This window comes from Gemmobacter serpentinus (assembly GCF_008973825.1).
Classification (GTDB): domain Bacteria; phylum Pseudomonadota; class Alphaproteobacteria; order Rhodobacterales; family Rhodobacteraceae; genus Gemmobacter; species Gemmobacter serpentinus.
Map to the genome: position 1 here is coordinate 20,494 of NZ_WCHR01000005.1, position 26,926 is coordinate 47,419.

Annotated in this window: 23 protein-coding genes and 1 tRNA gene; 13 read left to right on the plus strand and 11 right to left on the minus strand. The window is 63.5% G+C overall.

Annotated features, from left to right (window positions below; genetic code table 11):
* Window positions 1-123: 123 nt before the first annotated feature.
* Window positions 124-1,917, minus strand: coding sequence for a class I poly(R)-hydroxyalkanoic acid synthase (phaC, locus tag GBJ34_RS02425; protein ID WP_151717669.1), 1,794 nt, complete (start codon window positions 1,915-1,917; stop codon window positions 124-126).
* 110 nt (window positions 1,918-2,027) lie between these two features.
* Between phaC and phaZ the strand changes: the two genes are divergently transcribed.
* Complete coding sequence (gene phaZ, locus GBJ34_RS02430) at window positions 2,028-3,326, plus strand: polyhydroxyalkanoate depolymerase (protein WP_151717670.1); 1,299 nt, start codon at window positions 2,028-2,030, stop codon at window positions 3,324-3,326.
* Here phaZ and GBJ34_RS02435 read toward each other — a convergent pair whose 3' ends face one another.
* The 3 genes from GBJ34_RS02435 to GBJ34_RS02445 all read right to left on the minus strand — a co-directional run bounded on the left by GBJ34_RS02435 (window position 3,327) and on the right by GBJ34_RS02445 (window position 5,759).
* Complete coding sequence (locus tag GBJ34_RS02435) at window positions 3,327-4,028, minus strand: alpha/beta fold hydrolase (protein WP_151717671.1); 702 nt, start codon at window positions 4,026-4,028, stop codon at window positions 3,327-3,329. It abuts the gene before it with no gap.
* 248 nt (window positions 4,029-4,276) lie between these two features.
* Window positions 4,277-5,032 carry an alpha/beta fold hydrolase gene (locus GBJ34_RS02440; RefSeq protein ID WP_151717672.1) on the minus strand — a complete coding sequence of 252 codons (756 nt, stop codon included), beginning with the start codon at window positions 5,030-5,032 and terminating at the stop codon, window positions 4,277-4,279.
* A gap of 58 nt (window positions 5,033-5,090) precedes the next feature.
* Window positions 5,091-5,759: a DNA-3-methyladenine glycosylase I gene (locus GBJ34_RS02445; protein WP_151717673.1), complete on the minus strand. Its 669-nt coding sequence runs from the start codon at window positions 5,757-5,759 to the stop codon at window positions 5,091-5,093.
* Between the two features lie 179 nt (window positions 5,760-5,938).
* Here GBJ34_RS02445 and thrS point away from each other — a divergent pair, with 179 nt between their 5' ends.
* Together thrS and GBJ34_RS02455 are read left to right on the plus strand one after the other, a co-directional pair.
* Window positions 5,939-7,891 (plus strand): threonine--tRNA ligase, encoded by a 1,953-nt coding sequence (gene thrS, locus GBJ34_RS02450; RefSeq protein ID WP_151717674.1) that lies wholly within the window; start codon window positions 5,939-5,941, stop codon window positions 7,889-7,891.
* Window positions 7,892-8,098: 207 nt separating this feature from the next.
* Window positions 8,099-8,305 carry a cold-shock protein gene (locus tag GBJ34_RS02455; RefSeq protein WP_151717675.1) on the plus strand — a complete coding sequence of 69 codons (207 nt, stop codon included), beginning with the start codon at window positions 8,099-8,101 and terminating at the stop codon, window positions 8,303-8,305.
* A gap of 67 nt (window positions 8,306-8,372) precedes the next feature.
* Here GBJ34_RS02455 and GBJ34_RS02460 read toward each other — a convergent pair whose 3' ends face one another.
* Entirely contained in the window at window positions 8,373-8,702 is a 330-nt protein-coding gene (locus GBJ34_RS02460) for an arsenate reductase family protein (RefSeq protein WP_151717676.1), read from the minus strand.
* A 55-nt stretch (window positions 8,703-8,757) separates the two neighbouring features.
* On the minus strand, window positions 8,758-9,678 hold the full coding sequence (gene thyX / locus GBJ34_RS02465; RefSeq protein WP_151717677.1) for an FAD-dependent thymidylate synthase: 921 nt from the start codon (window positions 9,676-9,678) through the stop codon (window positions 8,758-8,760).
* Window positions 9,679-9,925: 247 nt separating this feature from the next.
* Between thyX and GBJ34_RS02470 the strand changes: the two genes are divergently transcribed.
* The 5 genes from GBJ34_RS02470 (at window position 9,926) to GBJ34_RS02490 (ending at window position 15,001) form a co-directional block, all read left to right on the plus strand.
* On the plus strand, window positions 9,926-10,885 hold the full coding sequence (locus GBJ34_RS02470) for a thymidylate synthase (RefSeq protein ID WP_151717678.1): 960 nt from the start codon (window positions 9,926-9,928) through the stop codon (window positions 10,883-10,885).
* Window positions 10,886-10,925: 40 nt separating this feature from the next.
* Window positions 10,926-12,368, plus strand: a complete 1,443-nt coding sequence (locus GBJ34_RS02475; RefSeq protein ID WP_151717679.1) for a tetratricopeptide repeat protein — start codon at window positions 10,926-10,928, stop codon at window positions 12,366-12,368.
* A gap of 118 nt (window positions 12,369-12,486) precedes the next feature.
* Window positions 12,487-12,915 carry a VOC family protein gene (locus GBJ34_RS02480; protein WP_151717680.1) on the plus strand — a complete coding sequence of 143 codons (429 nt, stop codon included), beginning with the start codon at window positions 12,487-12,489 and terminating at the stop codon, window positions 12,913-12,915.
* Between the two features lie 148 nt (window positions 12,916-13,063).
* Window positions 13,064-14,812, plus strand: a complete 1,749-nt coding sequence (gene recJ / locus GBJ34_RS02485) for a single-stranded-DNA-specific exonuclease RecJ (protein ID WP_151717681.1) — start codon at window positions 13,064-13,066, stop codon at window positions 14,810-14,812.
* Window positions 14,813-14,926: 114 nt separating this feature from the next.
* A tRNA-Glu gene (locus tag GBJ34_RS02490) sits at window positions 14,927-15,001 on the plus strand.
* Window positions 15,002-15,160: 159 nt separating this feature from the next.
* Here GBJ34_RS02490 and katG read toward each other — a convergent pair.
* Window positions 15,161-17,332, minus strand: a complete 2,172-nt coding sequence (katG, locus tag GBJ34_RS02495; protein ID WP_151717682.1) for a catalase/peroxidase HPI — start codon at window positions 17,330-17,332, stop codon at window positions 15,161-15,163.
* A 169-nt stretch (window positions 17,333-17,501) separates the two neighbouring features.
* On the opposite strand from katG, the gene GBJ34_RS02500 reads away from it, so the two are divergent.
* On the plus strand, window positions 17,502-18,410 hold the full coding sequence (locus tag GBJ34_RS02500; RefSeq protein WP_151717683.1) for a hydrogen peroxide-inducible genes activator: 909 nt from the start codon (window positions 17,502-17,504) through the stop codon (window positions 18,408-18,410).
* On the opposite strand, the gene GBJ34_RS02505 is transcribed toward GBJ34_RS02500, so the two are convergent.
* Together GBJ34_RS02505 and GBJ34_RS02510 are read right to left on the minus strand one after the other, a co-directional pair.
* Complete coding sequence (locus tag GBJ34_RS02505) at window positions 18,407-18,787, minus strand: hypothetical protein (RefSeq protein WP_151717684.1); 381 nt, start codon at window positions 18,785-18,787, stop codon at window positions 18,407-18,409. The two genes, GBJ34_RS02500 and GBJ34_RS02505, sit on opposite strands and share 4 nt — an antisense overlap.
* A gap of 172 nt (window positions 18,788-18,959) precedes the next feature.
* On the minus strand, window positions 18,960-19,397 hold the full coding sequence (locus GBJ34_RS02510) for a nucleoside deaminase (protein ID WP_151717961.1): 438 nt from the start codon (window positions 19,395-19,397) through the stop codon (window positions 18,960-18,962).
* A 143-nt stretch (window positions 19,398-19,540) separates the two neighbouring features.
* Between GBJ34_RS02510 and GBJ34_RS02515 the strand changes: the two genes are divergently transcribed.
* From GBJ34_RS02515 to GBJ34_RS02530, 4 genes are all read left to right on the plus strand, one after another.
* Window positions 19,541-20,920, plus strand: coding sequence for a pseudouridine synthase (locus GBJ34_RS02515; protein WP_151717685.1), 1,380 nt, complete (start codon window positions 19,541-19,543; stop codon window positions 20,918-20,920).
* Window positions 20,921-21,269: 349 nt separating this feature from the next.
* On the plus strand, window positions 21,270-22,193 hold the full coding sequence (locus tag GBJ34_RS02520) for a 5-bromo-4-chloroindolyl phosphate hydrolysis family protein (RefSeq protein WP_151717686.1): 924 nt from the start codon (window positions 21,270-21,272) through the stop codon (window positions 22,191-22,193).
* A 71-nt stretch (window positions 22,194-22,264) separates the two neighbouring features.
* Complete coding sequence (locus GBJ34_RS02525; protein ID WP_151717687.1) at window positions 22,265-23,449, plus strand: toxic anion resistance protein; 1,185 nt, start codon at window positions 22,265-22,267, stop codon at window positions 23,447-23,449.
* A gap of 9 nt (window positions 23,450-23,458) precedes the next feature.
* Complete coding sequence (locus tag GBJ34_RS02530) at window positions 23,459-24,418, plus strand: DUF2927 domain-containing protein (RefSeq protein ID WP_151717962.1); 960 nt, start codon at window positions 23,459-23,461, stop codon at window positions 24,416-24,418.
* Window positions 24,419-24,551: 133 nt separating this feature from the next.
* On the opposite strand, the gene GBJ34_RS02535 is transcribed toward GBJ34_RS02530, so the two are convergent.
* Both GBJ34_RS02535 and GBJ34_RS02540 read right to left on the minus strand, forming a co-directional pair.
* Entirely contained in the window at window positions 24,552-25,655 is a 1,104-nt protein-coding gene (locus GBJ34_RS02535; RefSeq protein WP_151717688.1) for a primosomal protein N' (replication factor Y) - superfamily II helicase, read from the minus strand.
* A 148-nt stretch (window positions 25,656-25,803) separates the two neighbouring features.
* Window positions 25,804-26,922: an SPFH domain-containing protein gene (locus GBJ34_RS02540; RefSeq protein ID WP_151717689.1), complete on the minus strand. Its 1,119-nt coding sequence runs from the start codon at window positions 26,920-26,922 to the stop codon at window positions 25,804-25,806.
* Between the last annotated feature and the right edge of the window lie 4 nt (window positions 26,923-26,926).

The following is a 26,926-nucleotide window of genomic DNA, read 5'->3' on the forward strand; positions in this document are numbered from 1 at the left end:
TCGCCGATGCCCGTTTCCTGTCTCAAGGATATAGATGCTGCACTGCAGAAAATCAAGTTTATTTTCTGCGGTGCAGCATGAAGCAACGAGATCGCAAGCATCGCCGCACAAGTGCTTGGAAAGTCAGACCTCCGGGATGGCAGACACATAGGTGCCCGGTGCAGGGGCCAGAACGGGATTGGTGGAATCACCCGGCATCCGCGCCGCGACCATCTTGCCGGAACGCCCTGCCAGCCATTCACCCCAGCGGGGCCACCAGCTGCCCTTGGTGAACTCTGCCCCCGCCATCCAGTCCTCGGCAGAGGTCATCGGACCGGCATTAGTGTAATGGCCATATTTCCCCTTGGAGGGCGGATTGACGATCCCCGCAATATGGCCGCTTTCCGAGACGATGAAGGTCTTGTCCTTCGATCCCATCTGCCGCACGCCGTTGAAGCTGCTTTTCCAGGCCGCAATATGATCAGTCTCGCAGGCGATGGCGCAAAGCGGCACCTTCACATCGGCGATGCTGACCGTCCGCCCCAGAACCGGAAAGCCCCCCTGCGCAAAACGGTCCTGCTGGCACAGCCCGCGCAGATATTCGATGGCCATCTTGGCGGGCAGATTGGTGCCATCGCCATTCCAGAACAGCAAATCAAAGGCGGGCGGCGCCTCGCCCATCATGTAGCTTTTGATGGCCGGCTGATAGATCAGGTCATTGGAGCGCAGGAAAGAGAAGGTCCGGCTCATGAAGAACTTGTCCAGCACACCGTCCTGCTGCACCTGCCGTTCGATCCCGTCGACAAAATCATCGGTCAGGAACACCCCCACCTCACCCGGATCGCTGAAATCGGTCAACGTGGTGAAAAGCGTGGCCGATTTCACCGATTTGTCGCCGGTCTGGCTCATATGGCCCAGTGTCAGGCTCAGCGTGGTGCCCGCGATGCAATAGCCGACGGCGTTGATCTGCTTTTCGCCGGTGATGCGCTTGACCTCGGCGATCGCAGCATAATAGCCGTCCCGGACATAATCATCCATGCCGACATCGCGGTAGCGGGCATCCGGGTTCACCCAGCTGACCACAAACAGCGTGAAGCCCTGATCGACGATCCATTTGATCAGGCTGTTCGCGGGCTTCAGATCCAGGATGTAGAACTTGTTGATCCAGGGCGGAAAGATCAGCAGCGGGGTCTGGTGCACCTTGTCGGTGGTCGGCGCATACTGGATCAGCTCCAGCATGTCATTGCGGAACACGACCGAGCCGGGCGTCGTGCCGATATTCTCTCCGACATGAAACGCCTCGCGATCCGCCAGCGTGACCAGCAGATCCCCATGGTTGCTTTCGATATCGCGGACCAGATTTTCGAGACCTTGCACGAGGCTTTCGCCATCGGTCGCCACCGCCCGTTCCAGCGCATCCGGGTTGGTGCCAAGAAAATTGGTCGGCGCCATCATGTCGACCATCTGGCGGGTGAAATACTCCGCCCGGCGCTTGTCCAGCGCATCCATATTGTCCAGCCCGGAAACAGCCGAAGTCAGCGCCTCGGCATTGAACTGGTATTGCTGCTTCAGAAAATTGAAAAACGGGTGACTGTCCCACAGCGGGTTGGCGAATCGGCGATCCTTGGGGCCAGGATCCTGCGGGGCCCGCAATTCGCCGGTTCCAAGCGCCTCTTGGGCCTCGACATAGTGTTTCAGCGTCTTGCCCCAGTAGCTCACCTGCTGCTCGATGAGTTTCGAGGGGTTATGCATCATTTCCGCCACATAAGCGGCAGCGGCCTTCACATAAAGCTCCTGTGAGGGCCCCGAAAGCCCCGGATCAGCCTGTTTGCGGGCGGAAAGGGCGGCGGCCAGACGTTTCGACAGATCGTCGACCCGGGCCAGGTTGGCGTTCAGCCTGTCCAGCCTTGCGTCTTCGCCCTTCGTCTCAGTTGTCATATTAACAAATCCCCCCTACACTTTTCGCGTATGCAGCATTTACGCCTCCCTCCTCCAGTGACCGTCGGGGACCGAGGCATGGCCACGGCCCGGCGGGCAAGGAGACGTGTATGAAGTATATGGCCACTTATGACCTGATGGAAACAGCCCGCAACACGAATGAGTGGCTGGGTGCCACCGCCCGTGCCATGGCATCATATCCGGTCTTTGCCCTCACCACGAACCCGCTCCTGCAACTGACCGCCGCCTGGGGCGAGGTGACCGAACGCAGCTTCTCGCGCATGGTCACCAAACCCGATTGGGGCATCCGCTCCATCGTCGGGCCGGATGGCACGGACCATCTGGTCGATATCACCCCCGTCGTTGAAGGCGACTTCGGCAATCTCATCAAATTCGCGGTGCGGCGGCGCGAAAAGATGGCGCGCCAGATCCTTGTCGTCACCCCGATGTCGGGCCATTATGCGACGCTGTTGCGCCCGACCGTGGCCTCGCTGCTGCCCGATGCCGATGTCTATGTCACTGATTGGCACAATGCCCGCGACATTCCGGTCTCGGCCGGCAAATTCGACGTGGAGGATTATGTCCTCTATCTGGTCGATTTCATGCGCCATCTCGGCCCTGACACCCATGTCGTCGCCGTGTGTCAGCCGGTGCCCCTGACGCTGGCCGCCACCGCCTATCTCGCGGCCGAGGATCCGGCTGCGCAACCGCGTTCGCTGACCCTGATGGGTGGGCCGGTCGACCCCGATGCTGCCGCGACCGAGGTGACCGATTTCGGCCGCCGCGTCACCATGGGGCAACTGGAACAGCTGGCCATTCAGCGCGTCGGCTTCAAATACAAGGGCGCGGGCCGTCTGGTCTATCCCGGCCTGATGCAGCTTGCCGGCTTCATGTCGATGAATGGCGAGCGCCACAGCAAGGCCTTTGCCGATCAGGTGTTCCGCGTCGCGCGCGGCGAGGCCAGCGACCATGATGCACATAACCGCTTCTATGACGAATATCTGGCCGTCATGGACATGACGGCCGAGTTCTACCTGTCAACGGTGGAACGCATCTTCAAGAACCGTGAAATCGCGACGAACAGCTTTGTCGTGGCCGGGAAGAAGGTGGATCTCGGCGCAGTCACCGATGTGGCGGTGATGATCGTGGAAGGCGAGAATGACGATATCTCGGCCCCCGGCCAATGCCTTGCGGCGCTGCCGCTGCTGACCAACCTGCCGGATGCCAAGAAACTCAGCCATCTTGAACCCGGCGCTGGCCATTATGGCATCTTTGCGGGCAAGAGCTGGCGCTTGAACATCCGGCCGCTGGTGTTGAACTTCATCGACGCCAATTCCGGCACAGCAGCTGCGCCCCCCGCCGCCAAGACCCCGCTCAAGGCGGTCAAGGCCGCAACAGCCGCGAAGTAATCACTTCAACAGCATCGGACCGCGCAGGAAGGTTTCCAGCGCGGTCGTCACCACCTCTGGCGCTTCCAGCGGCAAGAGGTGCCCCACCCCTTCCAGAATGCGCAACCGGCCGGCGGGCATCAGCTTGGCAGTAAATTCGTGCCGGCGCGGCGGCACCAAGGTGTCGCGCGCCCCGCCAAGGATCAGCGTCGGCATGGTTGCCTTGCGCAGCGCCTTTTGCTGATCGGGGCGGCGCTGCATCGCACGCGATTGCGCCAGATAGACCCCCTCACCCAGATGTTCCGCCATCTCGCGCAGCCGCGCCTGAACCTCCGGGCCACGCGCGCCCATATCTGCAACCGGGTATTCCTCGGCCAGCGCCTGCCACAGCCGCCCGGCCCGCGCGGCCACCATGCGCGCCTCGCGGATCGCAGCGACGGCGGGCGGCTCCGGCAGCGGATCGGTGGAGATCAGCACCAGACGGCTGACGCGTTCGGGCATACGGCGCACGATATCCAGCGCGATGCCGCCCCCCATCCCCAGCCCCACCAGCGCAAATCTCGCGGGGGCGGCGGCAAGGACATGGTTCGACATTTCCTCCACCGTGGCACCGCAGGGCTGCACCAGCGTGACCGGGCGATGTTCGGTCAAATGCAGCAATTGATGCGCCCAGACCCGGGAATCGCATAGCAGCCCCGGAAGGAGGATGACCTGTTCCGTCATGGTCGGGTTGTCTCTCGTGCCTCGTCTCCGCCCCTTTTGTCATGGGCGGATGGTTTTGCAGCAGTCTACACAGCCCCCGGGAACCCGACCAGCCCCATAGCCCGGTCATATGGCCTACGCGGGTATTTCGGCCACAGAATATACGAATTTTGCAATTTCGATGGGCGGCTATCTGATGAACCATGCCCGACAAGTGCACGGAATCGAACCTCATTCAGCGCATGGCAGCTATATGCGCAAGTGCCGAATTATTCGGTATTGGAAATCCGGGTGCTGATCTCAACTACGGCACCAGAGATCAGATCCAGACAGTCCGGGGTGGAAAAGCGGTGATCCGCCCCCTTCACCAGCGTCAGCCGCAGGTCGGGGCTGTCTGCATGATCCATCAGCCGCAGCGCCACGCTGGGCGGCACATCGACATCTGCCGTGCCCTGCAGCAGCCGCACCGGGAAGGGCAGCGGCAGCGGGCTACGCAGCACCAGATTTTCCCGCCCGTCCTCGATGAGCCGCTTGGTGATCACATAGGGCTCATCGCTGTAATCCGAGGGTTGCTCTACCCGGCCTGCGGCCAGCGCCGCGCGCTCTGTTTCGGTAAAGCTCGCCCACATCAGGTCTTCGGTAAAATCCGGCGCGGCAGCAACACCCACCAGCCCTGCGACCCGTTCCGGCATGGCGCGGGCCACCAGCAGCGCCATCCAGCCGCCCATGGACGATCCGACAAGGATCTGCGGCCCCGAGGTCAGGTCGCGAATTGCGGCCATCGCATCCTGTGCCCAATCGCCGATCGCGCCATCCAGAAACGCGCCGGACGAGGCCCCGTGACCGGAATAGTCAAAGCGCAGAAAGGCTCGGCCCTCTGCCTCGGCCCAGGCTTGCAGATGCATGGCCTTGGTTCCCGTCATGTCGGATTTGAAGCCACCCAGGAACACCACGCCCGGGCCTGTTCCGGCTGTGCGGTGATAGGCGATGCGACGCCCGGCTTCGGTGGTCAGGAAATCCGGCATGATAGAACTCCTCATGGCTGCGCCCCGGTGTAGCGGCACAGCGGGGCGCTGTCAGCCCTCAGCCATCAATGCTTTGGGCAAGAACCCGGCTGATCGCATTCAGGCTTTGCCCGCTTTGCGCCTGCCACTGGTTGAAGGCCGCCTGCACCGCCGCCATCGCCTTGCGCGACGACGGCGCGCCCGCGATCACCCCTTCCGCCACCAGCCGCGCCACCACGTCCTTCGACAGAAGATAGCCATCGCGCCCCATCTGGCGCAGCATATAGGCCCCGGTATTGCCACCCAGACGGCTGCCGTTCTTCGACAGCCAGTCCAGCAGGCCCGCAAAATCATCGCCGGGCCAATCGGCGATGCGGCGGGCAAAGCCGCCCGCCTCCTCTTCCCGGCGGATGAAGGCGGCATTGTCGCGGATGGCCGCAATCTTTGCCCCGCTGCGGATCACCCGTGGGTCGGCAAGCAGCGCGTCGAAAGACGCATCATCCATCATGGAATTGGGGCCAATGGCGAAATCCTGAAAGGCTGCCGCGATGCCTGGCCATTTCGCCTCGACCACCTGCCAGCTGATCCCGGCCTGAAAGATGCCGCGCGCCATCTGGGCAAGCCAGCGATCCGCCGGGATCTGCGCCAGTTCGGATGCGGATTTCGGCATCATGGCCCCTGCCAATACCTTCTCTGCTCCGCCCTTGCGCGCGGCGCTGATCGCCAGGATTTCGTCAAAGCTGCGCATAAAGCCCCCCTGTTTGCGTCGAAGCGTGGCAGAAGCCGGGCGGCCGGGCAAGATCACCCACCCATATCAATTGGCCCGATCATCCGCTTGACCTGCCCGGCTCAAAAGCGCAAAACGCCGGGCATATATCACCCGCAACCGGGCGTTCCGTGGGCGCCAAACCGACGAGGAGCATGGCCATGAGCCAGATTTCCCCCAATCAAATCACGCTGACATTCCCCGATGGCAACACGCGCGATTTTGCAGCCGGCGTGACGCCCGGCGATGTGGCGGCCGCCATTTCGACCAGCCTTGCGAAAAAGGCGATCAGTGCCACGGTGAACGGCGCGCATTGGGATCTGCAATGGCCGATCCCGGCCGATGCCAGCATCGCCATCCACACGATGCAGGACGATGCGCAGGCGCTGGAACTGATCCGGCATGACCTTGCCCATATCATGGCCCGCGCCGTGCAGGAGATCTGGCCCGAAGTGAAGGTCACGATCGGGCCGGTGCGTGACCATGGGTGGTTCTACGATTTCGACCGGGCCGAGCCGTTCACCCCCGAGGATCTGGGGGCTATCGAAGCGCGGATGAAGCAGATCATCAATGCCCGCGAACCCATCAAAACCGAACTTTGGGACCGCGAGCGCACACGCAAATACTATGAAGAGCGCGGCGAACCTTTCAAAATCGAACTTCTGGACCGGATCCCCGCCGATCAGGACATCCGCATGTATTGGCATGGCAACTGGCAGGATCTGTGCCGGGGCCCGCATCTTCAGCACACGGGCCAAGTGCCCGCCGATGCCTTCAAGCTGACCCATGTCGCGGGGGCCTATTGGCTGGGCGATGCGACGCGCCCGATGTTGCAGCGCATCTATGGCCTGGCCTTCAAGAACCGCGATGACCTGAAGGCGCATATGACCATGCTGGAAGAGGCCGCCAAGCGCGACCACCGCCGCCTGGGTCGCGAGATGGACCTGTTCCATCTGCAGGAAGAAGCGCCGGGTATGGTATTCTGGCATCCGAATGGCTGGACGGTTTACCGCACGCTGGAAGATTACATGCGCAAGCGGCTGCGCCAGGCCGATTACAAGGAAATCAAGACGCCGCAGGTGGTGGACCGGATCCTTTGGGAAAAGTCGGGCCATTGGGAGGCTTACCGCGAGAACATGTTTATCGTGGAGGTCGACGAGGAAGGGGCGAAGGAAAAGCGCATCAATGCGCTGAAACCGATGAACTGCCCCTGCCATGTGCAGGTCTACAATCAGGGTCTGAAATCCTATCGCGACCTGCCGTTGCGGCTGGCAGAGTTCGGCGCTTGCCACCGTTACGAATCCTCGGGCTCCATGCATGGCCTGATGCGGGTGCGCGGCTTCACGCAGGATGATGCGCATATCTTCTGCACCATGGAGCAGATCGAGGCCGAATGCGCGAGCTTCATCGCGCTCTTGTCCAGCGTCTACAAGGACCTTGGCTTCGAGAAGTTCGACATCAAGCTGTCAACCCGCCCCGAGGTGCGCATCGGCACCGAAGAACAATGGGATCGGGTCGAAGGCGCGCTGGAAAATGCGATCAAGAAACTTGGCCTGCCCTATGAGATCAACCCCGGCGACGGCGCATTCTACGGGCCGAAGCTCGACTTCAAGCTGACCGATGCGATCGGGCGCGAATGGCAATGTGGCACCTTCCAGGTGGACCCCAACCTGCCGGAGCGCCTTGGCGCGGAATATGTCGGTGAAGATGGCGGCAAGCATCGCCCCTATATGCTGCACCGCGCAATTCTGGGCAGTTTCGAGCGTTTCATCGGCATCCTGATCGAGAACTATGCGGGCAAGCTGCCGTTCTGGCTGGCACCACGCCAGGTTGTCGTGGCCTCCATCGTGTCGGATGCCGATGACTATGTGCTGGAAGTCGTTGATCTTTTGAAGAAAGCGGGCATTCGGGCCGAGGCCGATACCCGCAACGAGAAGATCAATTACAAGGTGCGCGAGCATTCCGTGGGCAAGGTGCCGGTCATCCTTGCCATTGGCATGAAAGAGGTGGAGGAACGCACCGTTTCCGTGCGCCGCCTTGGTGAAAACCGCACCGAAACCGCCAGCCTTGAAGCCATTCTGGCCGATCTGGCACAAGCCGCGCAGATGCCTTGATGGAAAAACGGGCAATTGCCCATTTGCTTGGATGTCGCAGGGCATCCAAGCAAAAATTATTGCGTTTTTTCCGATCCATGTCATCCTTTGGCCAGTGACGACAGACTTTCGACCGCCTTCTGCCAGCAGGCAGCCGGAGAATTGGAAGACCTGGCTGCACGGCCCGCGGCAATCTCGCCCCGGGATGTCTGACAAAGGAGAAGCGGAATGCCGACTGGCACCGTGAAATGGTTCAACGCCACCAAGGGCTTTGGCTTCATTGCCCCCGATGACGGTGGCAAGGACGTGTTCGTCCATATCTCGGCTGTTGAGCGCGCAGGCCTTAAAGGTCTGAACGACAATCAGAAAATCGCATTCGAGCTTCAGTCCGGTCGTGATGGCCGCGCCTCTGCCAGCGATCTGAAACTGCTCTGATCTTCAGATTTCGGGGAAGCGGCCCCCGGCGGCGGGGGCCGCTTTTCATTTGCGCGATGCCCCCAAATCAGGCCAGCAACGCCCCTTGGACGCTTGCGTCCCAACCCAGCCACAGCTTGCCCGCATCATCCTGAATCACCGGACGTTTCATCACCGTGGGTTGCGCCGCAATCTGCGCCTCGGCTTCTGATTCCCGCAGGAAATCGCTGAAGCCGCGATAGGTGGTGGAGGATTTGTTGATCAGCCGGTCCCCGAATTCGGCGACAAGCTGCCCGATTTCGGCCTCGGTCAGCGGATCCTTGCGGATATCGCGGAAGGTGACGCTCTGCCCCGCCCCTTCCAGCGCCTTGATCGCCTTCTTGCAGGTGTCGCAGGTCGGGATGCCATAAAGGATCATTGTCTTTCGCCCTTTCTGATGCGGCAAGACTTTCTGATGATGCAAGAATGGGGCCTCAGCCCCAGACCGCCACGAATTCGCGCCATTCGCCCTTCGACATGCCGCTGTCATCCTGGCCCACCGTCTCGCCGGCGAGGCGGCGTTTGAGCACCGCAATCGCCTTGGCCGATAATGTGGTGCCGCCCATCCGGTAATCCTCAAACGCACCAAAGGCCACCGGCACCCAATCCGCAACCACCTTGGCGATTGCATCGGCATAGACGCGGATCTCGTATTGCGCATGTGGATCGGCGCGCAGGTAAAGGAAGTGGAACAGATTGTGCAGATCCACCTTCCAATACCATTGCGTGTAGATGTTTGCAGGCAGGTTCATCCGGGCCAGTTCGCGCGCCAGACCCTGCTGGGGGCTTCCATCAGGCTGGGTCTGGCTCAGCATTTCCTCATAATGGTCATAGCTGCGCGCGGCATCGGATTTCAGGATCTCCAGCACGCGCGCGGCCTCGGCTCCCTCAAGGATCGCGCCACGGCCCTGATTGTTCACCGTCGATTGCGCGGCCAGTTGCTCGGGCTGCGGGATATAGAATTCGCGATCCATGATCGAATAACGGGCGGAATATTCGTTCACATTGGCAGTGCGGTGGCGGATCCATTGCCGCGCCACAAAGATCGGCAACTTCACATGCAGCTTCAACTCGCACATCTCGAAGGGGGTCGAATGCCAGTGTCGCATCAGATAGCGGATCAAGCCGCTGTCATCATTCACCTTTTTGGTGCCCGCGCCATAGCTGACCCGCGCCGCCTGCACGATGGCCGCATCATTGCCCATATAGTCGATCACCCGAATGAAGCCGTGATCGAGCACTTCATGGGCGCGGTAAAGATGCGCCTCCGCCCCTTCGGAGACCGCGCGCAGGGTCGGACGCGGCGTGGCGCGCAGGGCTTCGATTTCAGCGATCTGATCGGGGGTAAGCGGCATATCGGGCATCCTTGGAGAATCGCAGCAGCGGCAGGTCCGCGTTTCGGCCTGCGAAAACGGTAGATCACAGCCTTTAGCACGGGACTATATCTTGCGCACGAAAAACCGCACGCGGCGATATGCAGCAGGCCCCTGCGACACGCGCGGCAGATAGGCCACGCGATGCGCGAATTCTGCAAGGATCACGTTGACTTGCAGCCCTCAAGCGCGGAGATTTATCGCAAAAATCAAGATTGAGCAGGTTATCATGGATGCGAGATTGACGATTGCGGCGCTGCTGCTGCTTGCTGCTTGTGGCGGCCCCAGCCCGTTTCCCGGTGACGGCACCGATGATGGCGGCGATGGTGATGGCGGCGATGGCGGCGGCAGCGAGACGATCACGGTTCCCGAAAGCCTCGCGGTCAATGTCACCGGCGTGAAATATGACAAGAAGGCAGATCAGCTGCGCGTCGCGATCACCGGCATCGATTCGACGCCCCAGCTTGTCACCTATGAACGTTACGCCAAGCTGGACGTGCCGGGCTACCACGCCTTCAAGATCCAGGAAGACTCGCTCGATCGCATGTTCGTGGCGCTTGCCGCCGAGGCCCCGGATGGCAAGACCCGCGCGGTCACCGTGGCCGATGGCGGCCAGTTCGCATATTACTTCGGCGGCGGCTATTACGAGCGCACGGGGGCCTTCAGCCGCCCCAATATCAAAAGCTCGCAAGGCGGCACCGGCCAGGTCACCTATGCCGGGCGCTACGGCGCGGTGCAGAATGTCGAACAGGATGGCAGCCCGGATGCGCTTCCGGTGAAGCCGGGCACCGAACCCGGGCTGGTGCCGCGCCAGCCGCGCCGGGTGAAGGGCGATGTCTTCATCAACGCGAACTTTGCCGACAATGTGGTAAATGGCACGGTCTATAACCGCCGTGTCGTCGGCACCGGCGAACGGCTGGAGCGCATCATCCTCGCGCCGACCGAGATCACCGAACAGGGCACCTTCCTGGGCGATGCCGAGGCCATCAATGATGAGGTCGACACGATCACCGGCAATTACGGCGGCGTCTTCGGCGGCAAAGGCTCCACCAGTGTTGCAGGCCTCGTGCATCTGGAACAGTTCGACGACGACATGAAGAAAGAGCAGGAACACGGCGTCTTCGTGCTGACGAAATGTGGCCAGCCCAAATCGGCTGCGGTCTGTGACCAGGTTGCGCCGCGCAACTGAGCCCCGCAGCCGCAGCGGTGGCCCGGGCAAGGCCGCGACCTTGACGGACGGTCTGCCGCCGGGCCTGCGCGCATCGCCCCGCCGCGTTCATGGTCCGTTTGGCCGGGCCTTGATCGCGGGGGGCCTGATTGCCGGGCTGATGACTGGCGGGTTTTCGCTGGGTGCCGCCGTGGCGGACGAGGTGGAAATCGATCTGACAAGCGCACGCAGCCTCGCCATCCAGGCGGTGCAGTCCGGCGATATGGGGGCCGCGATCACCATCGCGCAGCGCCTGATTGCGCGTGACCCCAAGGATGCCCTGGCGCAGCAGATCCTTGCCACCGCCGCCCTGAATACAGGCGAACTGGACACTGCACGCGTGGCGGTGCGGCGGGCCTATGGCGCGGCGCAGACCGATCGCCAGCGGCATGAGGCCGCGAAACTTGCCGCCATCATCGCCGCCGAACAGGGGCGCGGCCTCGCGCTGCGCTACTGGCTGCGGCAAGCAGGCGAGAACAGCCCGACGCAGCAGGAACGTGCCCTGGCAGTATCTGCGCTGAACACCGTGCGCGATGCCTCGCCATGGGAGACGCGGCTACGCTTTTCCGTCAGCCCGTCGGACAATGTGAATGGCGGATCGGACCGGCCCTACAACGTCATCGACGGCCGCCCGGAGGTGGGCATGTTGGATGGCGATGCCCGTGCCTTGTCCGGGGTCGAGGCGCGGCTTGGCGTCGATACGTCCTATATGCTGAATCGCAGCGCCCGTGCCCAGACCCGGCTGACCTTCGATCTTGATCTGCAACGCACCCGGCTAAGTGACAGTGCCCGCAAACAGGCCGTCACCCTCAGCGGCAGCGATTTTGCTCGCAGCGCCATTGGCCTGGGGGTGGAGCATCTGCGCGCCGATGCCTCGGGGCGCGGGGCCTGGAGCTATGGCGCGACGCTTGGCCTTTCGGATGACAGCAATGACACCGGGCGTAGCCTCAGCCTGTCGGTTGACCGGATCCAACGGCTGAGTGAAAGCACCCGGCTCAGTTTCGGGGCCGAATGGACGCTGGATGAAACCGTGAGCGGCACCGACGCCTTGCAACGGATCCCCCGACTCTGGATGGGGCTGAGCCAGCGATTGGAAAACGGTGCCTCGCTTGGCCTGTCGATCTCAGCCTATGAAGTGCAAAGCCCCAGCGGCCAGCGCGCCCGGCATGGCGGCGTGGCACAGGTCAGCTACACGCCCGCAAGCAGCATCGGCCCGTTTGATCTGAGCGGCGCGCTTGGTGCGGGTGTCACGCGCTACCCCGATTACCGCGTGGGCTTCATTGCCCCCGATGGCGGGCGACAGGACAGTTCGGTCTTTGGTCAGGTCTCTGTTGGCTTCAAGGAGGTCAGCTGGGCCGGCTTCGCACCGGAAATGACGCTGCGCATCAGCCGCACCGACAGCAATATCTCGCGCTTTGACAGCACCGAAACCGGCATCCTTTTCGGCCTGAAATCGCAGTTCTGAAACCCGCACCACCTGGGTCTCCGGTCGGCCGGGTGGGCATCCGCCCGCGCATTTCGCGGCACCGGGCTGGCATCCCGCGCGGTGCAGGCTATGCTGCCCCCGGAAGGAGACCGACATCATGACAATCCGCTATCTGCACACCATGGTCCGCGTGCTGGATCTTGAGGCATCCATGCGTTTCTTCGCCCTGCTGGGGCTGGAAGAGACCCGCCGGATCGACAATGAACAGGGCCGCTTCACGCTGGTCTTCATGGCCCCCAAGGATCAGCCGGAATGCCCGGTGGAGCTGACCTATAACTGGGACGGCGATGCGGGCCTGCCCTCGGACAGCCGCCATTTCGGCCATCTCGCTTATGCGGTGGATGACATCTATGCGATGTGCGCCCATCTGCAGGCCAATGGCGTGGTCATCAACCGCCCGCCGCGCGACGGCCATATGGCCTTCATCCGTTCGCCTGACAATGTGTCGGTGGAACTGATCCAGAAGGGCGGCTCGCTTGCCCCGGCAGAGCCCTGGGCCTCGATGGGTAATACCGGACATTGGTAAGGCGCTCCGCTGCACCAATGGCAAGGCCGGGCCATCCGCCGGGCCGCGCCACAGGTGAAAGCTGGACCAAATCCCGAGGGGCCGCTTGCGGCCCCTCGCCTTGCGGACGGGCCTTGAAACGCAGCCCGTCGCGGTGCAGGACATTGGCATGAATGAACGTGCTTTCCTGAATGTCGAGGCATCCCTGACCGGACGCCGCTGGGTTGGACCCGAGCCCGAGACCGTCCGTCTGTCCGAGGCCATGGCCCAGACTACCCGCCTGCCGCTTGCACTTTGCGAGGTGCTGGTGACGCGTGGTGTCACGCCCGATACCGCCAGTGCCTATCTGGCCCCTGCCCTGCGCGATCTGCTGCCCGATCCGATGGGCCTGCGCGATATGGAGCCTGCGGCGCAACGTTTCATCACCGCCCTCACCCGGCGCGAACGCATCGCGATCTTTGCCGATTACGATGTCGATGGCGGATCTTCCGCCGCGCTGCTGCTGGTCTGGCTGCGCGAAATGGGCCATCGGGCAACGCTTTATATTCCCGACCGCATCGACGAGGGCTATGGCCCGAATGTTCCGGCGATGCAGGCGCTGGCCGCCGCCCATGACCTGATCATCTGCGTCGATTGCGGCACGCTGAGCCATGAGCCCATTGCCGCCGCGCAAGGCGCCGATGTGATCGTGCTGGATCACCACCTTGGCGGCGAGACGCTGCCTAAGGCGCTGGCCGTGGTGAACCCGAACCGGCAGGACGAGGATGGCAGTCTGGCCCATCTTTGTGCCGCATCCGTCGTGTTCCTCATGCTGGTCGATGTGAACCGCCGCTTGCGGCTGGATGGCATCAAGGGGCCGGATCTGATGGGCCTGCTGGATCTGGTGGCGCTGGCCACCGTGGCCGATGTCGCGCCGCTGATCGGGGTGAACCGCGCCTTCGTGCGGCAGGGGCTGAAGGTCATGGCGCGGCGCGACCGCGTCGGGCTGCGCGCCTTGGCCGATGTGGCGCGCATGGATCAGGCCCCCACCCCCTATGCGCTTGGCTTCCTGCTGGGGCCGCGCGTCAATGCGGGCGGGCGTATCGGACAGGCCGATCTCGGCGCGCGACTGCTGGCCACAGCCGACGAGGCCGAGGCGCAGGCCCTGGCCCAAAGGCTGGACGAGCTGAACTCTGAGCGTCGCGATATCGAGGCGGCGGTCCGCGCCGCCGCGCTGGCACAGGCGGAGGAACGCGGGCTGGACGGTCCGCTGGTCTGGGCGGCGGGCAAGGGCTGGCATCCCGGCGTGGTCGGCATCGTTGCCGCCCGGCTGAAAGAGGCGACCAACCGCCCCGCCGTGGTGATCGGGCTGGAGGATGGCATCGGCAAGGGCTCTGCCCGCTCTGTCACCGGCGTCGATCTGGGGGCTGCGGTGCAGCGCGTGGCGTCTGAGGGGCTGCTGCTGAAGGGCGGCGGTCACAAGATGGCGGCAGGCCTGACGGTGGCCGAGGATCACCTGGAAGCGGCGATGGCGCGGCTTGGCGAATTGCTGGCACGACAGGGGGCAGGTCTTGGCGGACCTGCCGATCTGCGGTTGACGGGGTTGCTTGCCCCCGGGGCTGCCAGCCTTGATCTGGTGGAAAACCTCGAATCGGCCGGGCCTTACGGGGCATCCTCGCCCGCGCCGCGCTTTGCCTTTGCCGATGTCGCGGTGCAATCGCGCCGCATCGGCGATCAGCATCTGCGGCTCAGCTTCACCGATGGCATGGGGGCCAAGATCGAGGCGATTGCCTTTGGGGCCTTTGACAGCCCGCTTGGGCCTGCGTTGGACAATCCCGGCCATCAACGGTTCCACCTTGCAGGCAAGCTGGAACTGAACAGCTATGGCGGGCGCACCAAGGTGCAACTGCGGCTGGAGGATGCCGCCCGCGCCGGATGACAAAAGCCCCACCGTCACAGCCCTGCAAAGATCGGGCAAAGATGTTGTGACGGTGGCGCATTTTTCCTCTTGCGGCGCGGGAGCGGGATCGCTAAATACCCCCTCACCAAGCGCGGTCCGTTCGTCTATCGGTTAGGACACCAGGTTTTCAACCTGGGAAGAGGGGTTCGACTCCCCTACGGACTGCCACTGGTTATCCCTGAAAATTCAAGATCTTGCCCGGCGTGCTTCACGCGGGGTTTTCGGTATTTCGGCACATGCCTTGCGGCGTGCAGCCCTGCATCAGCCCAAAAGAAAAGCCCTTCCCGGTGGTGACCGGAAAGGGCCTTGTTGTGTCAGGATCAGACCTCAGGCCAGATCGAAACGGTCGGCGTTCATCACCTTGGTCCAGGCAGCAACGAAGTCCTGCACGAACTTTCCGGCATTGTCGTCCTGGGCATAGACTTCGGCATAGGCGCGCAGGATCGAGTTGGAGCCGATCACCAGATCCACCCGCGTCGCCGTCCATTTGGCAGCGCCCGAACGACGATCCACGATGTCGTAGAGGTTCTTGCCCTTCGGCACCCAACGATAGGCCATATCGGTCAGGTTCACGAAGAAGTCCGGGGTCAGCGCGCCGACACGGTCGGTGAACACGCCATGCGCGGTGCCGCCATGGTTGGTGCCCAGAACCCGCATCCCGCCGATCAGGCAGGTCAGTTCCGGCGCGCTCAGGCCCAGAAGCTGGCTGCGATCCAGCAGCATTTCTTCGGGAGAGACGACGTAATCTGCCTTTTGCCAGTTGCGGAAGCCATCTGCCAGCGGCTCCAGCACGTCAAAGCTGGCCGCATCGGTCTGTGCATCCGAGGCGTCGCCCCGGCCCGGCGCGAAGGGCACGGTGATGTCAAAGCCCGCGGCCTTCGCCGCCTGCTCCACCCCCAGATTGCCCGCCAGCACGATCACATCGGCCACCGATGCGCCATGCGCCGCCGCGATGGGTTCCAGCACCGTCAGCACGCGGGCCAGACGGGCGGGCTCATTGCCTTCCCAGTCCTTTTGCGGTGCCAGACGGATGCGCGCACCATTGGCCCCGCCGCGATAGTCGGAACGGCGGAAGGTCCGCGCGCTGTCCCATGCGGTGGCGACCATATCAGAGCCCGACAGGCCCGATGCCGCAATCGCCGCTTTCACCGCCGCCACGTCATAGCCGGTGCTGCCTGCCGGAATCGGATCCTGCCAGATCAGATCCTCAGCCGGAACATAGGGCCCGCGATAGCGCGATTTCGGCCCCATATCGCGGTGGGTCAGCTTGAACCAGGCGCGGGCAAAGGCATCCGAGAAGGCCTCGAAATCATTCATGAACCGCTCGGAAATCGCGCGATAGACCGGGTCCACCTTCAGCGCCATATCGGCATCCGTCATCATCGGCATGACACGGATCGAGGCGTCTTCGACATCGACCGGCTTGTCGGCATCGTCGATGCTGATCGGCACCCATTGCGAGGCACCCGCCGGGCTATGGGTCAGTGTCCATTCATGCTTGAAGAGCATCTCGAAGAAACCGTTATCCCAGACGGTCGGGTTGGTGGTCCAGGCCCCCTCGATCCCCGAGACCACGGTGTCCCGGCCAATGCCGCGGCCCTTGGTGTTGATCCAGCCGATGCCCTGATATTCAGGGCCTGCGGCCTCTGGGTCGGGGCTCAGATCGCCGGGATTGCCGTTGCCATGCGCCTTGCCGATGGTGTGGCCCCCTGCGGTCAGCGCGACGGTTTCGGCGTCATCCATGCCCATGCGGGCGAAGGTCTCGCGCATCATTGCGGCGGTCGCCAGCGGATCGGATTTGCCGTTCACCCCTTCGGGGTTCACATAGATCAGGCCCATCTGCACAGCGGCCAGCGGGTTTGCCAGCGTCTCGGGGTGTTTCACATCCGCATAGCGGGTGTCGGAGGGGGCGAGCCATTCTTTCTCGTCACCCCAATAGGTGTCCTTTTCCGGGGCCCAGATGTCTTCGCGGCCAAAAGCGAAGCCATAGGTTTTCAGACCGGCAACCTCATAGGCCACGGTGCCCGACAGCACGATGAGGTCGGCCCAGGAGATCTTGTTGCCGTATTTCTTCTTGATCGGCCACAGCAGGCGGCGGCCCTTGTCGGTGTTCACATTGTCCGGCCAGCTGTTCAGCGGCGCAAAACGCTGGTTGCCGGTGTTGGAGCCGCCCCGGCCATCCGAGGTGCGGTAAGATCCCGCAGCGTGCCAGGCCACACGGGCGAACATGCCGACATAGCTGCCCCAATCGGCGGGCCACCAGTCCTGGCTTTCGGTCATCAGCGCGCGCAGATCGGCCTTCAGCGCCTCGACATCCAGATCCTTCAGGGCTTCCTGATAGTCAAAGCCCTTCAACGGATTGGTCTTGGTATCGTGCTGATGCAGGATGTCGAGGTTCAGGGCGTTCGGCCACCAATCCATCACGCTGGTCGCCAGATTGGTGCTGCCACCATGCATGACCGGGCATTTTCCACCCGATTTCACATCATTTCCGTCCATATCGTCCTCCACATCTGGCTCGATTTGCTTGAGAGGAGCGGCTGACCCGTCACAGCCGCAGTCGGAAACCGCAGCGCGCGCAGAGCATCGCTCAAATCTGGAATCGTTCTAGCAGGCGTATTTGATAATTGGAATTTGCATTTTCCAATCATCATTATATGAAATTCTTATGATACAAATCACCCTGAAGCATCTGCGCTATTTCGAGGCGCTGGCCCAGCACGGCCATTTCGGGCGCGCGGCGACGGCCAGTGCCATTTCGCAACCCGCGCTGTCCTTGCAGATGAAAGAGCTGGAAGAGATCCTCGGCGCGCCGCTGATCGAACGCGCCACAAGGCAGATCCGTTTGACCCAGTTGGGCGAGGCCTTTGCGCTGCGTGCCCGTGATATCCTGCGCGCCGTCGATGAACTGGGGGCGCTTGCCCGCGCCGCGCAAGGGCCCCTGGCCGGGCAATTGCGCATCGGGGTCATTCCGACGATTGCGCCCTATCTGTTGCCTGCGATCATCCAGACCCTGTCACAGAGCTTTCCACAACTCGATCTGCGCCCGCGTGAGGCGGTGACGCGCAAGCTGGTCGATGATCTGACCGAAGGGCGGCTGGATTTCGCCGTCGTCGCCCTGCCGGTGTCAGAGCCCGCTTTGGCCGAACATCCGCTGTTTGACGAGGAATTCGTGCTGGTGCGCCCGATCTCGGATGCAGCAAAGCCAGTGCCCAACCCGGATTCGCTGCGCACCATGCGGCTCTTGCTGCTGGAGGAAGGCCATTGCTTCCGCGATCAGGCGCTGTCCTTTTGCAACATGACCTCGGCCCCGCCCCGCGATCTGATGGAGGGCAGCACATTGGCCACGCTGGTGCAGATGGTCGGCGCAGGGATCGGCGTCACGCTGATCCCGCAAATGGCGGTGCCGATCGAGACGCGATCGGCCGCCGTCGCCGTCTTCCGCCTGCCAGAGCCGCGTCCGAAACGCCGGATCGGGCTGGTCTGGCGGCGCACCAATCCGCTGGCCGCACAGTTCACCGGCATTGCCGATGTGATCCGCGCCGTGATCCCGGTGGGGAACGCCCCGATGCCTTAACCCGGAGTCTTTGTGCCGGTCTGGGTGGCCATCGGGGCCTTGCATTCCGCATTGCCGAATTTCACCGAACAGGCCTTCACCGCACAGGCGCGGATCTGCACGTCCCGTTCGGCCTTGTTCACGTCATAGGTTTCCAACGTCGTATAGGGAATGTCTTCCGTGCGGTATTGAGGGAAGCATTGCACCTTGTCGCCCTTGCCATGACAGACCGTGCCGCCGGTGGGGATGCGGATATACTTGACCCGTTCCACGATGCGCTGGCCATAGCGCGGCGGGATCTTCTCGGTCCATTCGGCTGCGCAAAGGCTGCGCTCGGCGCGGTATTCGGGCGTCCCGCATGAGGCCAGCAGCGCGATGGCGATCAGGGAGGCGGGCATCAGGCGGCACATGGCGGAACCTCGACAGGAAGCATGGGCAATAACCGGCGACGATGGCCTGACGCCCCGCCCCTGCCGTCGGAACCGCGGTCGCGCGGCAAGGAGGGCTGAGGGGTAAAAGGCCTGCGACCAATGCTGGTTTTCTCAAGGGAACGCCCGGCCAAAGGCGAAGTCAAGCCCCCCTGCGGCCAGCGAAAAACCCGCGCAGCAGGGCGGCGGCGTCCGCTTCGGCCAACCCGTCATAAACTTCCGGGCTATGGTGGCATTGCGCATGGGTGAAGACGCGCGCGCCAAAGGCCACGCCGCCTGATTTGGGATCGGCCGCACCATAGTAAAGCCGGGCGATTCTGGCGGCCGAGATGGCTGCAGCGCACATCGGGCATGGCTCCAGCGTCACATAGAGATCGTAACCCGCAAGTCTTTCCTGCCCCAAGGCCGCGCAGGCCGCACGAATGGCCAGGATCTCGGCATGTGCGGTCGGGTCGTTCAATTCGCGGGTGCGGTTGCCCGCCTGCGCCAGCACCGCGCCACCCGGCGCCACGATCACCGCCCCCACCGGCACCTCGCCGCGCAGGGCAGCCGCCCGCGCCTCATCAAGCGCGAGATCCATGAAGGAGCGAAACCCGCTCACCCGATTGCCCTTTTCTGACGCAAGGCGTATCTTTCCCGTTGCTGAATATCCTCGGGGGCCGGGGCGCGCGGATCGCCCAACCGACCGCCGCCCGCTTTCCCCGCAAACATGCCGGGAAAGCCATGCCAGAACAAGACAAGCCGAAACCGGCCCACCCGAAACCCGCGCGACCGAAACCTGCGGCGGCGCGGCAGCCCGCAAAGCCCGAGCCTGTCAAATCCGCCGATACGCCCGAGGGTGAGCGTATCGCCAAGGTGCTGTCACGGGCGGGCGTGGCTTCGCGCCGCGAGGCCGAGCGGCTGATCGAGGCCGGTGAAGTGCGGGTGAATGGCAAGATCATCACCTCGCCCGCGCTGAATGTGACCGAACGCGACCGCATCACCGTCAGCGGCCAGCCACTGGCCGCGAAAGAGCCGGTCCGGGTCTGGCTGTATTACAAGCCCGAGGGGCTGGTGACTTCTGCCTCGGATGAAAAGGGCCGGCAGACCGTATTCGACAGCCTGCCGGAAGACATGCCGCGCGTGATGTCGGTGGGCCGGCTTGACCTCAATTCCGAAGGCCTGCTGCTGTTGACCAATGATGGCGGGTTGAAGCGGCAGCTGGAGCTGCCCTCGACCGGCTGGCTGCGCAAATACCGGGTGCGGGTGCATGGCAATCCGACCGACCCGGATCTGGAGCCCTTGCGCAAGGGGATCGAGGTTGATGGCGAACGGTTCCAGCCGATGCAGGTCGTGCTGGATCGGGTGCAAGGCGCCAATGCCTGGCTGACAATCGGTCTGCGCGAAGGCAAGAACCGCGAGATCCGCCGCGCCATGTCTGAAATCGGACTGACGGTGAACCGGCTGATCCGCATCAGCTATGGTCCGTTCCGGCTGAACGAGTTGCAGCCCGGCGAGGTGGAGGAGATCCGCCCCCGTGTGCTGAAAGACCAGTTGGGCTTTGATCCCAATGGCGACGAAGAGCCACCGCCCCCCGCCAAGGCCGCCAGGCCCGGCGAAAGGGTCCGCACGTTGAGCCGCAGCGGCAAGACCCGCCCGGATGAGGAAGATCGCCCCGCAGCGCGTGGACGCGCGCCGCGCCCGGTCGCGGGGGAACGTGCCGCGGCTGGTGCGCGCCCGGGCACGGGTGAGCGGGCCGCGCGAGGAAAAGCTGACGCCACAGCAAAACCCGGGCGCATCACCGTCACCCGCAGCGGCGCGAAGCCGCGTCCGGCGGCAGGCGATGAGACCGCGCCCGCCCGCAGCAAGACTGCCCGTGCGACGGCCGGTGCCCCGCCTGCGCGCGGCACGGCGGGCGCAAAGCTGCGCGCCTCGGCCGATCGTTTCCTTGACAATGTCGAGGCCAAGCCCCGCCGCAGCGCCAGCAGCCCGCGCCCGCCCGAGCCCACTGCATCGCGGAGCAAAGCCGGTCGTGATCCTTCGCCGCGGGATCGTGGCCCGACCAAGCCCGGACGCCCTACCGCATCCCGGCCCGGCAAGGGCAGCGGGCCGCGCAGCCGCTGACACCAAGGCCGATCCTTCACGGAGGGATCGGCCCCCTGCCCCAACCACCCTGGCATCCGCCCGTGTCGCATCGGCCCAAATCTGCGCAAGGCGCAGGCGCGGGGAAGCCCGCTTGCATTTTCCCGCCCCTTTCGCGGGCGCGGGCACTGGCAGGGCGCGCGACGCTCACCTATAGTTGTCTTGAGCTTTGTGGGCTGTGGCCCCTGCCATGTTATGTCCGGGGCTGCGATGCCCCATCGCTCTGCCATGTTCCGGAGGCCCGATGTCCGCACCCGCCCTGCAGAATATCAGCTTCCTGCTGCTGCTCGCACTCACGCTTTACACCGCATTTGGCGGGGGGATGTGACCCATGGCACAGCGTTTCGGCGGCAAATATTCGCCCGACGGTTCCGTCACCCGTGACCATGCGCCGGAGGCGGGGTCGGGGGCGGGCCAAAACCAGCCGATGCCGAACCTTTACAATGGCAAGCGGCCCGCCCGTGCAGGGGCGCGTTCCAATATCCTGTTTCTGCTGCCCTTCGTCTTTGTGGCCAAAGGCTTCATCTCGCCCGCCGGCGGGATGCTGATGAACATGGCGGCGGGGGGGCTGATATTGGCCGGTGCCTGGCTGACCCGGGAAGGCCTGCGCGCCGAAGGGGCCTATGACCTGCGCAAAGTGGCGAAACGGCCCGCCATCCCGCGCAAGATCTTTGGCGCGGTGCTGGGTGGGCTTGGCATCGGCATGGGGGCCATGGCCGCCACCGGATCGCCCGTCCATGCCGGGCTGATTGGTCTGCTTGGGGGGGCCTTGCATCTGGGGGCCTTCGGGCTGGATCCGCTGCGCGACAAGGGGGCTGAAGGGATCGATGCTTTCCAGGCCGATCGTGTGGCACGCGCCGTGGACGAGGCCGAAACCCATCTTGGGGCAATGAAGGACGCCATCCTGCGCGCCCGCGACCGCGCACTGGAAAACCGGGTGGATCGTTTTGCCGTGGCCGCCCGCCAGCTGTTCCGCCGGGTCGAGGAGGATCCCGGCGATCTGTCGGCGGTGCGCAAATATCTGGGCATCTATCTGATGGGCGCGCGCGACGCGACGATCAAGTTTGCCGATCTTTACGGCCAGAACCGCGATGCACAGGCCCGCGCCGATTACGAGGCGCTGCTGACCGATCTGGAAACCAATTTCGCCGACCGCTCTGCCCGGCTGCTGACCAATGACGCGCAGGCGCTGGATGTGGAAATCCAGGTGCTGCGCGAACGCCTGCAATACGAGACACCCAAAGCCCGTGATTGAGAAGCCCGCCCTGCCCTGCTAAGGCGAGGCAGTAACCCGTTTCGCCGCAAGGCCTTCAAAGGGAAAGCCCCATGTCCGAATCCGTCCGTGCCGCCGCCACCGCAACCTTGGCCGAGGTCGAGCAGATCAACGCCGTGATCCTGCCTGAGCCGGGTCAGGAGGTCGTGCCGCTGGAGGCTGCAAGCGCCCCGCAGGCCGAGGCGATCCGTGCCCGCATGGCGGAAATCGACATGGGCAATACCCAATCGATCATCTCCTTCGGATCGGGCGCGCAAAGCGAATTGCAGGTCATCAGCCAACAGATGCTGGCGGATGTGAAGAACAAGGATGTGGGCCCCGCAGGCGATTCACTGCGCAACATGGTCTCGACCCTCAAGGGCTTTTCGGTCTCGGAACTCGACGTGCGCCGGCAACGCTCGTGGTGGGAACGGCTTCTGGGGCGCGCCGCCCCCTATTCCAAATTTGTGGCAAAATACGAGGAAGTGCAGGCGCAGATCGACCGCGTCACCGCCAATCTTGACCAACATGCCCATACGCTGCTGAAGGATATCAAATCGCTCGACCAGCTTTATGCCAAGACGCTGGATTTCTACAATGAGCTGGCGATTTACATCGCGGCGGGCGAGGCCAAGCTTGCCGATCTCGATGCCAAGGACATTCCCGCACTGGAAGCCGCTGTGACGGCTGCGGCAGAAGATGACAAGGTGCTGCGCGCGCAGGAGCTGCGCGATCTGCGCGCCGCCCGCGACGATCTGGAGCGCCGGGTGCATGACCTGAAGCTGACCCGTCAGGTCACCATGCAATCGCTGCCCTCGATCCGTCTGGTGCAGGAAAACGACAAGTCGCTGGTCACCAAAATCAACTCCACGCTGGTCAACACCGTCCCGCTCTGGGAGACCCAGCTGGCGCAGGCCGTAACCATCCAGCGCACGCGCGAGGCCGCTGAATCGATCAAGGCCGCCAATGACCTGACCAATGAGCTGCTGACCTCCAACGCCAAGAACCTGCAGGAAACCAACCGCGTTGTCCGCACCGAGATGGAGCGCGGCGTTTTCGACATCGAGGCCGTGAAGACCGCAAACGCCACGCTGATCGCCACGATCAACGAAAGCCTGGCCATCGCCGATGAGGGCAAGGCCAAGCGCGCGGCGGCCGAGCAGGACCTGCAAAAGATGGAGGCAGAGCTGCGCGATACGCTGGCCTCGGCCAAGGCCCGCAAGGACGGGCTTGGCACCGCCACCGGCTCGGCCGTCTGACGGGGAATGATGGTGGGGGGAACGTTCCGCTTCGCGCGGCACTTCGGTGCCATGGGTCTTGCGGCATTGCTGCTGGGCTGTTCGAGCACGGCCCCCGCCATCTCGCCCACGCCCATGGCGCGGCCCGCCCCTGTGGCGCCGCGCCCGGCGCAACCGCCGGTCGCATCGGCGGAAAGTCAGGCCCTGAGCCAGTATTACGCACAGGTGCAAGCGGATCTGCTGATCCAAGGGCTGCTGCGCACCGATGGTGGCGGGGCGGATACGCCCTTTACCGATACGATGCTGACCGAGAATTTTATCCGCATCGCGCTGTTTGACGAATATGCCCGGGGCGCAGGCGGGTTGGTCGCGCGCGAGACCCAAAGCCGCTTGCGACGCTGGCAGGTGCCTGTGCGGGTCGATGTAAGCTTTGGTGCCTCGGTTCCTCCCGATCGCCAGGCCACTGATCGGGCGCGGATCCGGTCCTATCTGGGGCGGCTGTCTGCGCTGACCGGGCATCCGATTTCCTTGGTCGAAGGCGGCGGAAACTTCCACATCCAAATCGTCAACGAGGATGAGCGCCGCGCGCTCGGGCCGCTGATCTCGCGCACCCTGCCCGATCTCAGCCCGGCAGAGGTCAGCGGGTTGACCAATCTGCCGCGCTCGACCTATTGCATCGTCTATGCGTTGTCCGAGGGCAGCTCGGCCAGTTACAGCGCGGCTTTCGCGGTGATCCGGGCCGAACATCCCGATCTTCTGCGCCTGTCCTGCCTGCATGAAGAAATCGCCCAAGGGCTTGGTCTTGCCAATGACAGCCCGCTGGCGCGCCCTTCGATCTTCAATGATGACGAGGAATTTGCGCTGCTGACCCGTCAGGACGAGCTGATGCTGCGCATCCTGTATGATCGCCGCCTGCGACCGGGGATGTTGGCGAACGAGGCGCGCCCCATCGTGCGCGAGATTGCAGCACAGTTGATGGGCAGCCAATAGGGCCGGACGGCATGGGGTGACAGTGGCAGGTCAGATAGGCCGGCCCTGCGGCGCGCATTTCTGCCGCCTGCGCACCGCCTCAACCGAACCGCCTCAACCGAACTGACACAACTCCTGCACGAACCGATCAGGCTCAGCCGATCACGCCCTTTTGGCGCAGATAGAACAGGCCCAACCCGACGGCCACCGCGCCGAGCACCGCGAAGGTGATCTTCCACACGCTCCATGGCCGTTCGCCCTGCACGCGGCCGGTCTGGCCGTTGACGATGAAGCGATAACTTTTGCCATTGTATTTATAGGCCGCCATCCAGACCGGCAGCAGGATATGCTTGAAGGTCTCGGCGGAATATTCGGTATCAACCCGATGCACGCGCTGCACATCGCCGCCGATATCGCGACGCACATCCTGATGGATCACCTGCGCCATCACCTCTTGTGCCCGCGCCCAGCCCTCTTCCAGCCCGACCGTGTAACCCTCGGCGGTGAAGCCCGAAAGGTAATCCTCGCGGTAAGGCTGCAGGGCTGCCAGATCCCAGGGGGCCAGCGCATCGGTATAGCGGCGCGGCAAGGATTCCGAGGCCAGAACCAGCACATCATCGAACACACGCGATACCCAGCCGCGCCGCCCGGACCAGCGGATCTTCTGGACCTGTTGCTGGCGCTGCTTCCCATCCACAATCACGGTCTCGGTGACATAGTAATGATCGCCGCGTTCCCCCTGATAGGCGGATCGGGTGGCGGCGTCATAGGTCCAGTAAGGCACATAAAGCCCGTTCAGCGCCCGACCCTTGCGGGCATATTCGACAAGGCCATTGGGCGCGAACCACAGGCCGCCAAGCCAGTTGGTCATGGATTGGCGCGCGGTGCGCTCATCCAGAAAGAACGGCAACACCGCCTGCGGCTTGATCTGCCGGTTGGTGCCGGTGCCTGCGACAACCGGGGTTGCGCAAAACGGGCATTCGGTTGCGTGCTGTGCGCCCTGAAACTCCACCAGCGATCCACAAGAAGGACAACGCGTGGTGCGCACCTCTTCCATCGCGCCGGGGGGCAGCGCATCGCGCAAGGCGCGGTGCAGATCATGTTCGCCAAGCGCCAGATCGCGCGCCTCGGGCGCGGCAGGGATATCCTGCTCATGCCCACAATGATCACAGCGCAGATGGGTCTGGCCGGGGGCAAAGCGCAGATCGGCGCCGCAGGATTCGCAAGGGAAATGGCGCTCTGCCGTCTGGGCTGTCACGGGAGATGATCCTGCATTCGTCAGTGTTTGGCGTCAGTGTCTGGCGTCGTCTCGATCTGCGCAACATGCGCGCGGCACACGGATAACTGGGACACTATCACCAGAACCGGCGGTGCCCGCCGGTTCCGTCATCAGCATCAGTCCCGGATCAGCCCGCAGCCGGCGGCGGGGGTGGCGGCACCATGGCGAAAAGTTTTGACAAGGCCGTGTCGGAGGCGGGCTTCCAGCCCTCCATCCCCGCCGACCAGACCATCGTTGCGCGGGTCAGCGTGGCCGCTTGCACCATCGCCGCCAGTTCCGCCTCGGAATAGGGCCCTTTGGTCACACCGTTTTCGGCCAGATGCCATTGCACGGCCGCCGCGGGCGGGGGCGGCGGGGCAGCAGGCGCTGCCGCAGGGGCCGCACCCCAGGGGCCAGCAACGCCTTGCCCCGTCATCGCCTGACCAAAACCCATGCCCATGCCTGCGGCCATGCCCGCGCCCATCATCGCGCCTGCGCCATTGCCGGGCTGGGACAGGGCCTCGGCCGCGTTGAACTGCATGTATTTGTTCAGATCGCCCACGATCCCCATCGAGGTGCGCTTGTCCAGCACCTTCTCCACCTCTTCGGGAAGGCTGATATTCTCGATATAGAATTCCGGCAGGATCAGACCATATTCCGCGATCTTCGGCGCGATGGCGGTGGCGATCAGCTTGGCCAGATCGCCGGTATTGGCGGCCATATCCAGCACCGGGATGCCGGAGCCGGCCAGAACCCGGCTCATCTCCTGCACGATCACATTGCGGGTCTGGTTCGAGATCTCATCAGCGGTGAATTCACCATCCGTCCCCACGATCTCCTTCAGGAAGACGGCGGGGTCCGAAACCCGCATCGAATAGGTGCCAAAGGCGCGCAGCCGCACCGGCCCGAATTCCGGGTCACGGCACATGATCGGGTTCTTGGTGCCCCATTTCAGATCGTTGAACCGGGTGGTATTGACGAAATAGACCTCGGATTTGAACGGCGAGTTGAAGCCATGATCCCAATGCTGCAGCGTGGTCAGGATCGGCATGTTGTTGGTCTCGAGCATGTAGAGACCGGGGCCGAAGACATCGGCCAGCTGCCCCTCATGCACAAAGACCGCTGCCTGGCCCTCGCGGACCGTCAGCTTTGCACCGTATTTGATCGCCTGCCCGCGCCGCTCAAAGCGCCAGACCATGGTGTCGCGCGTATCGTCCAGCCAGGAGATGACGTCGATGAATTCGCCCTTGAGGAAATCGAAGACCATCGAG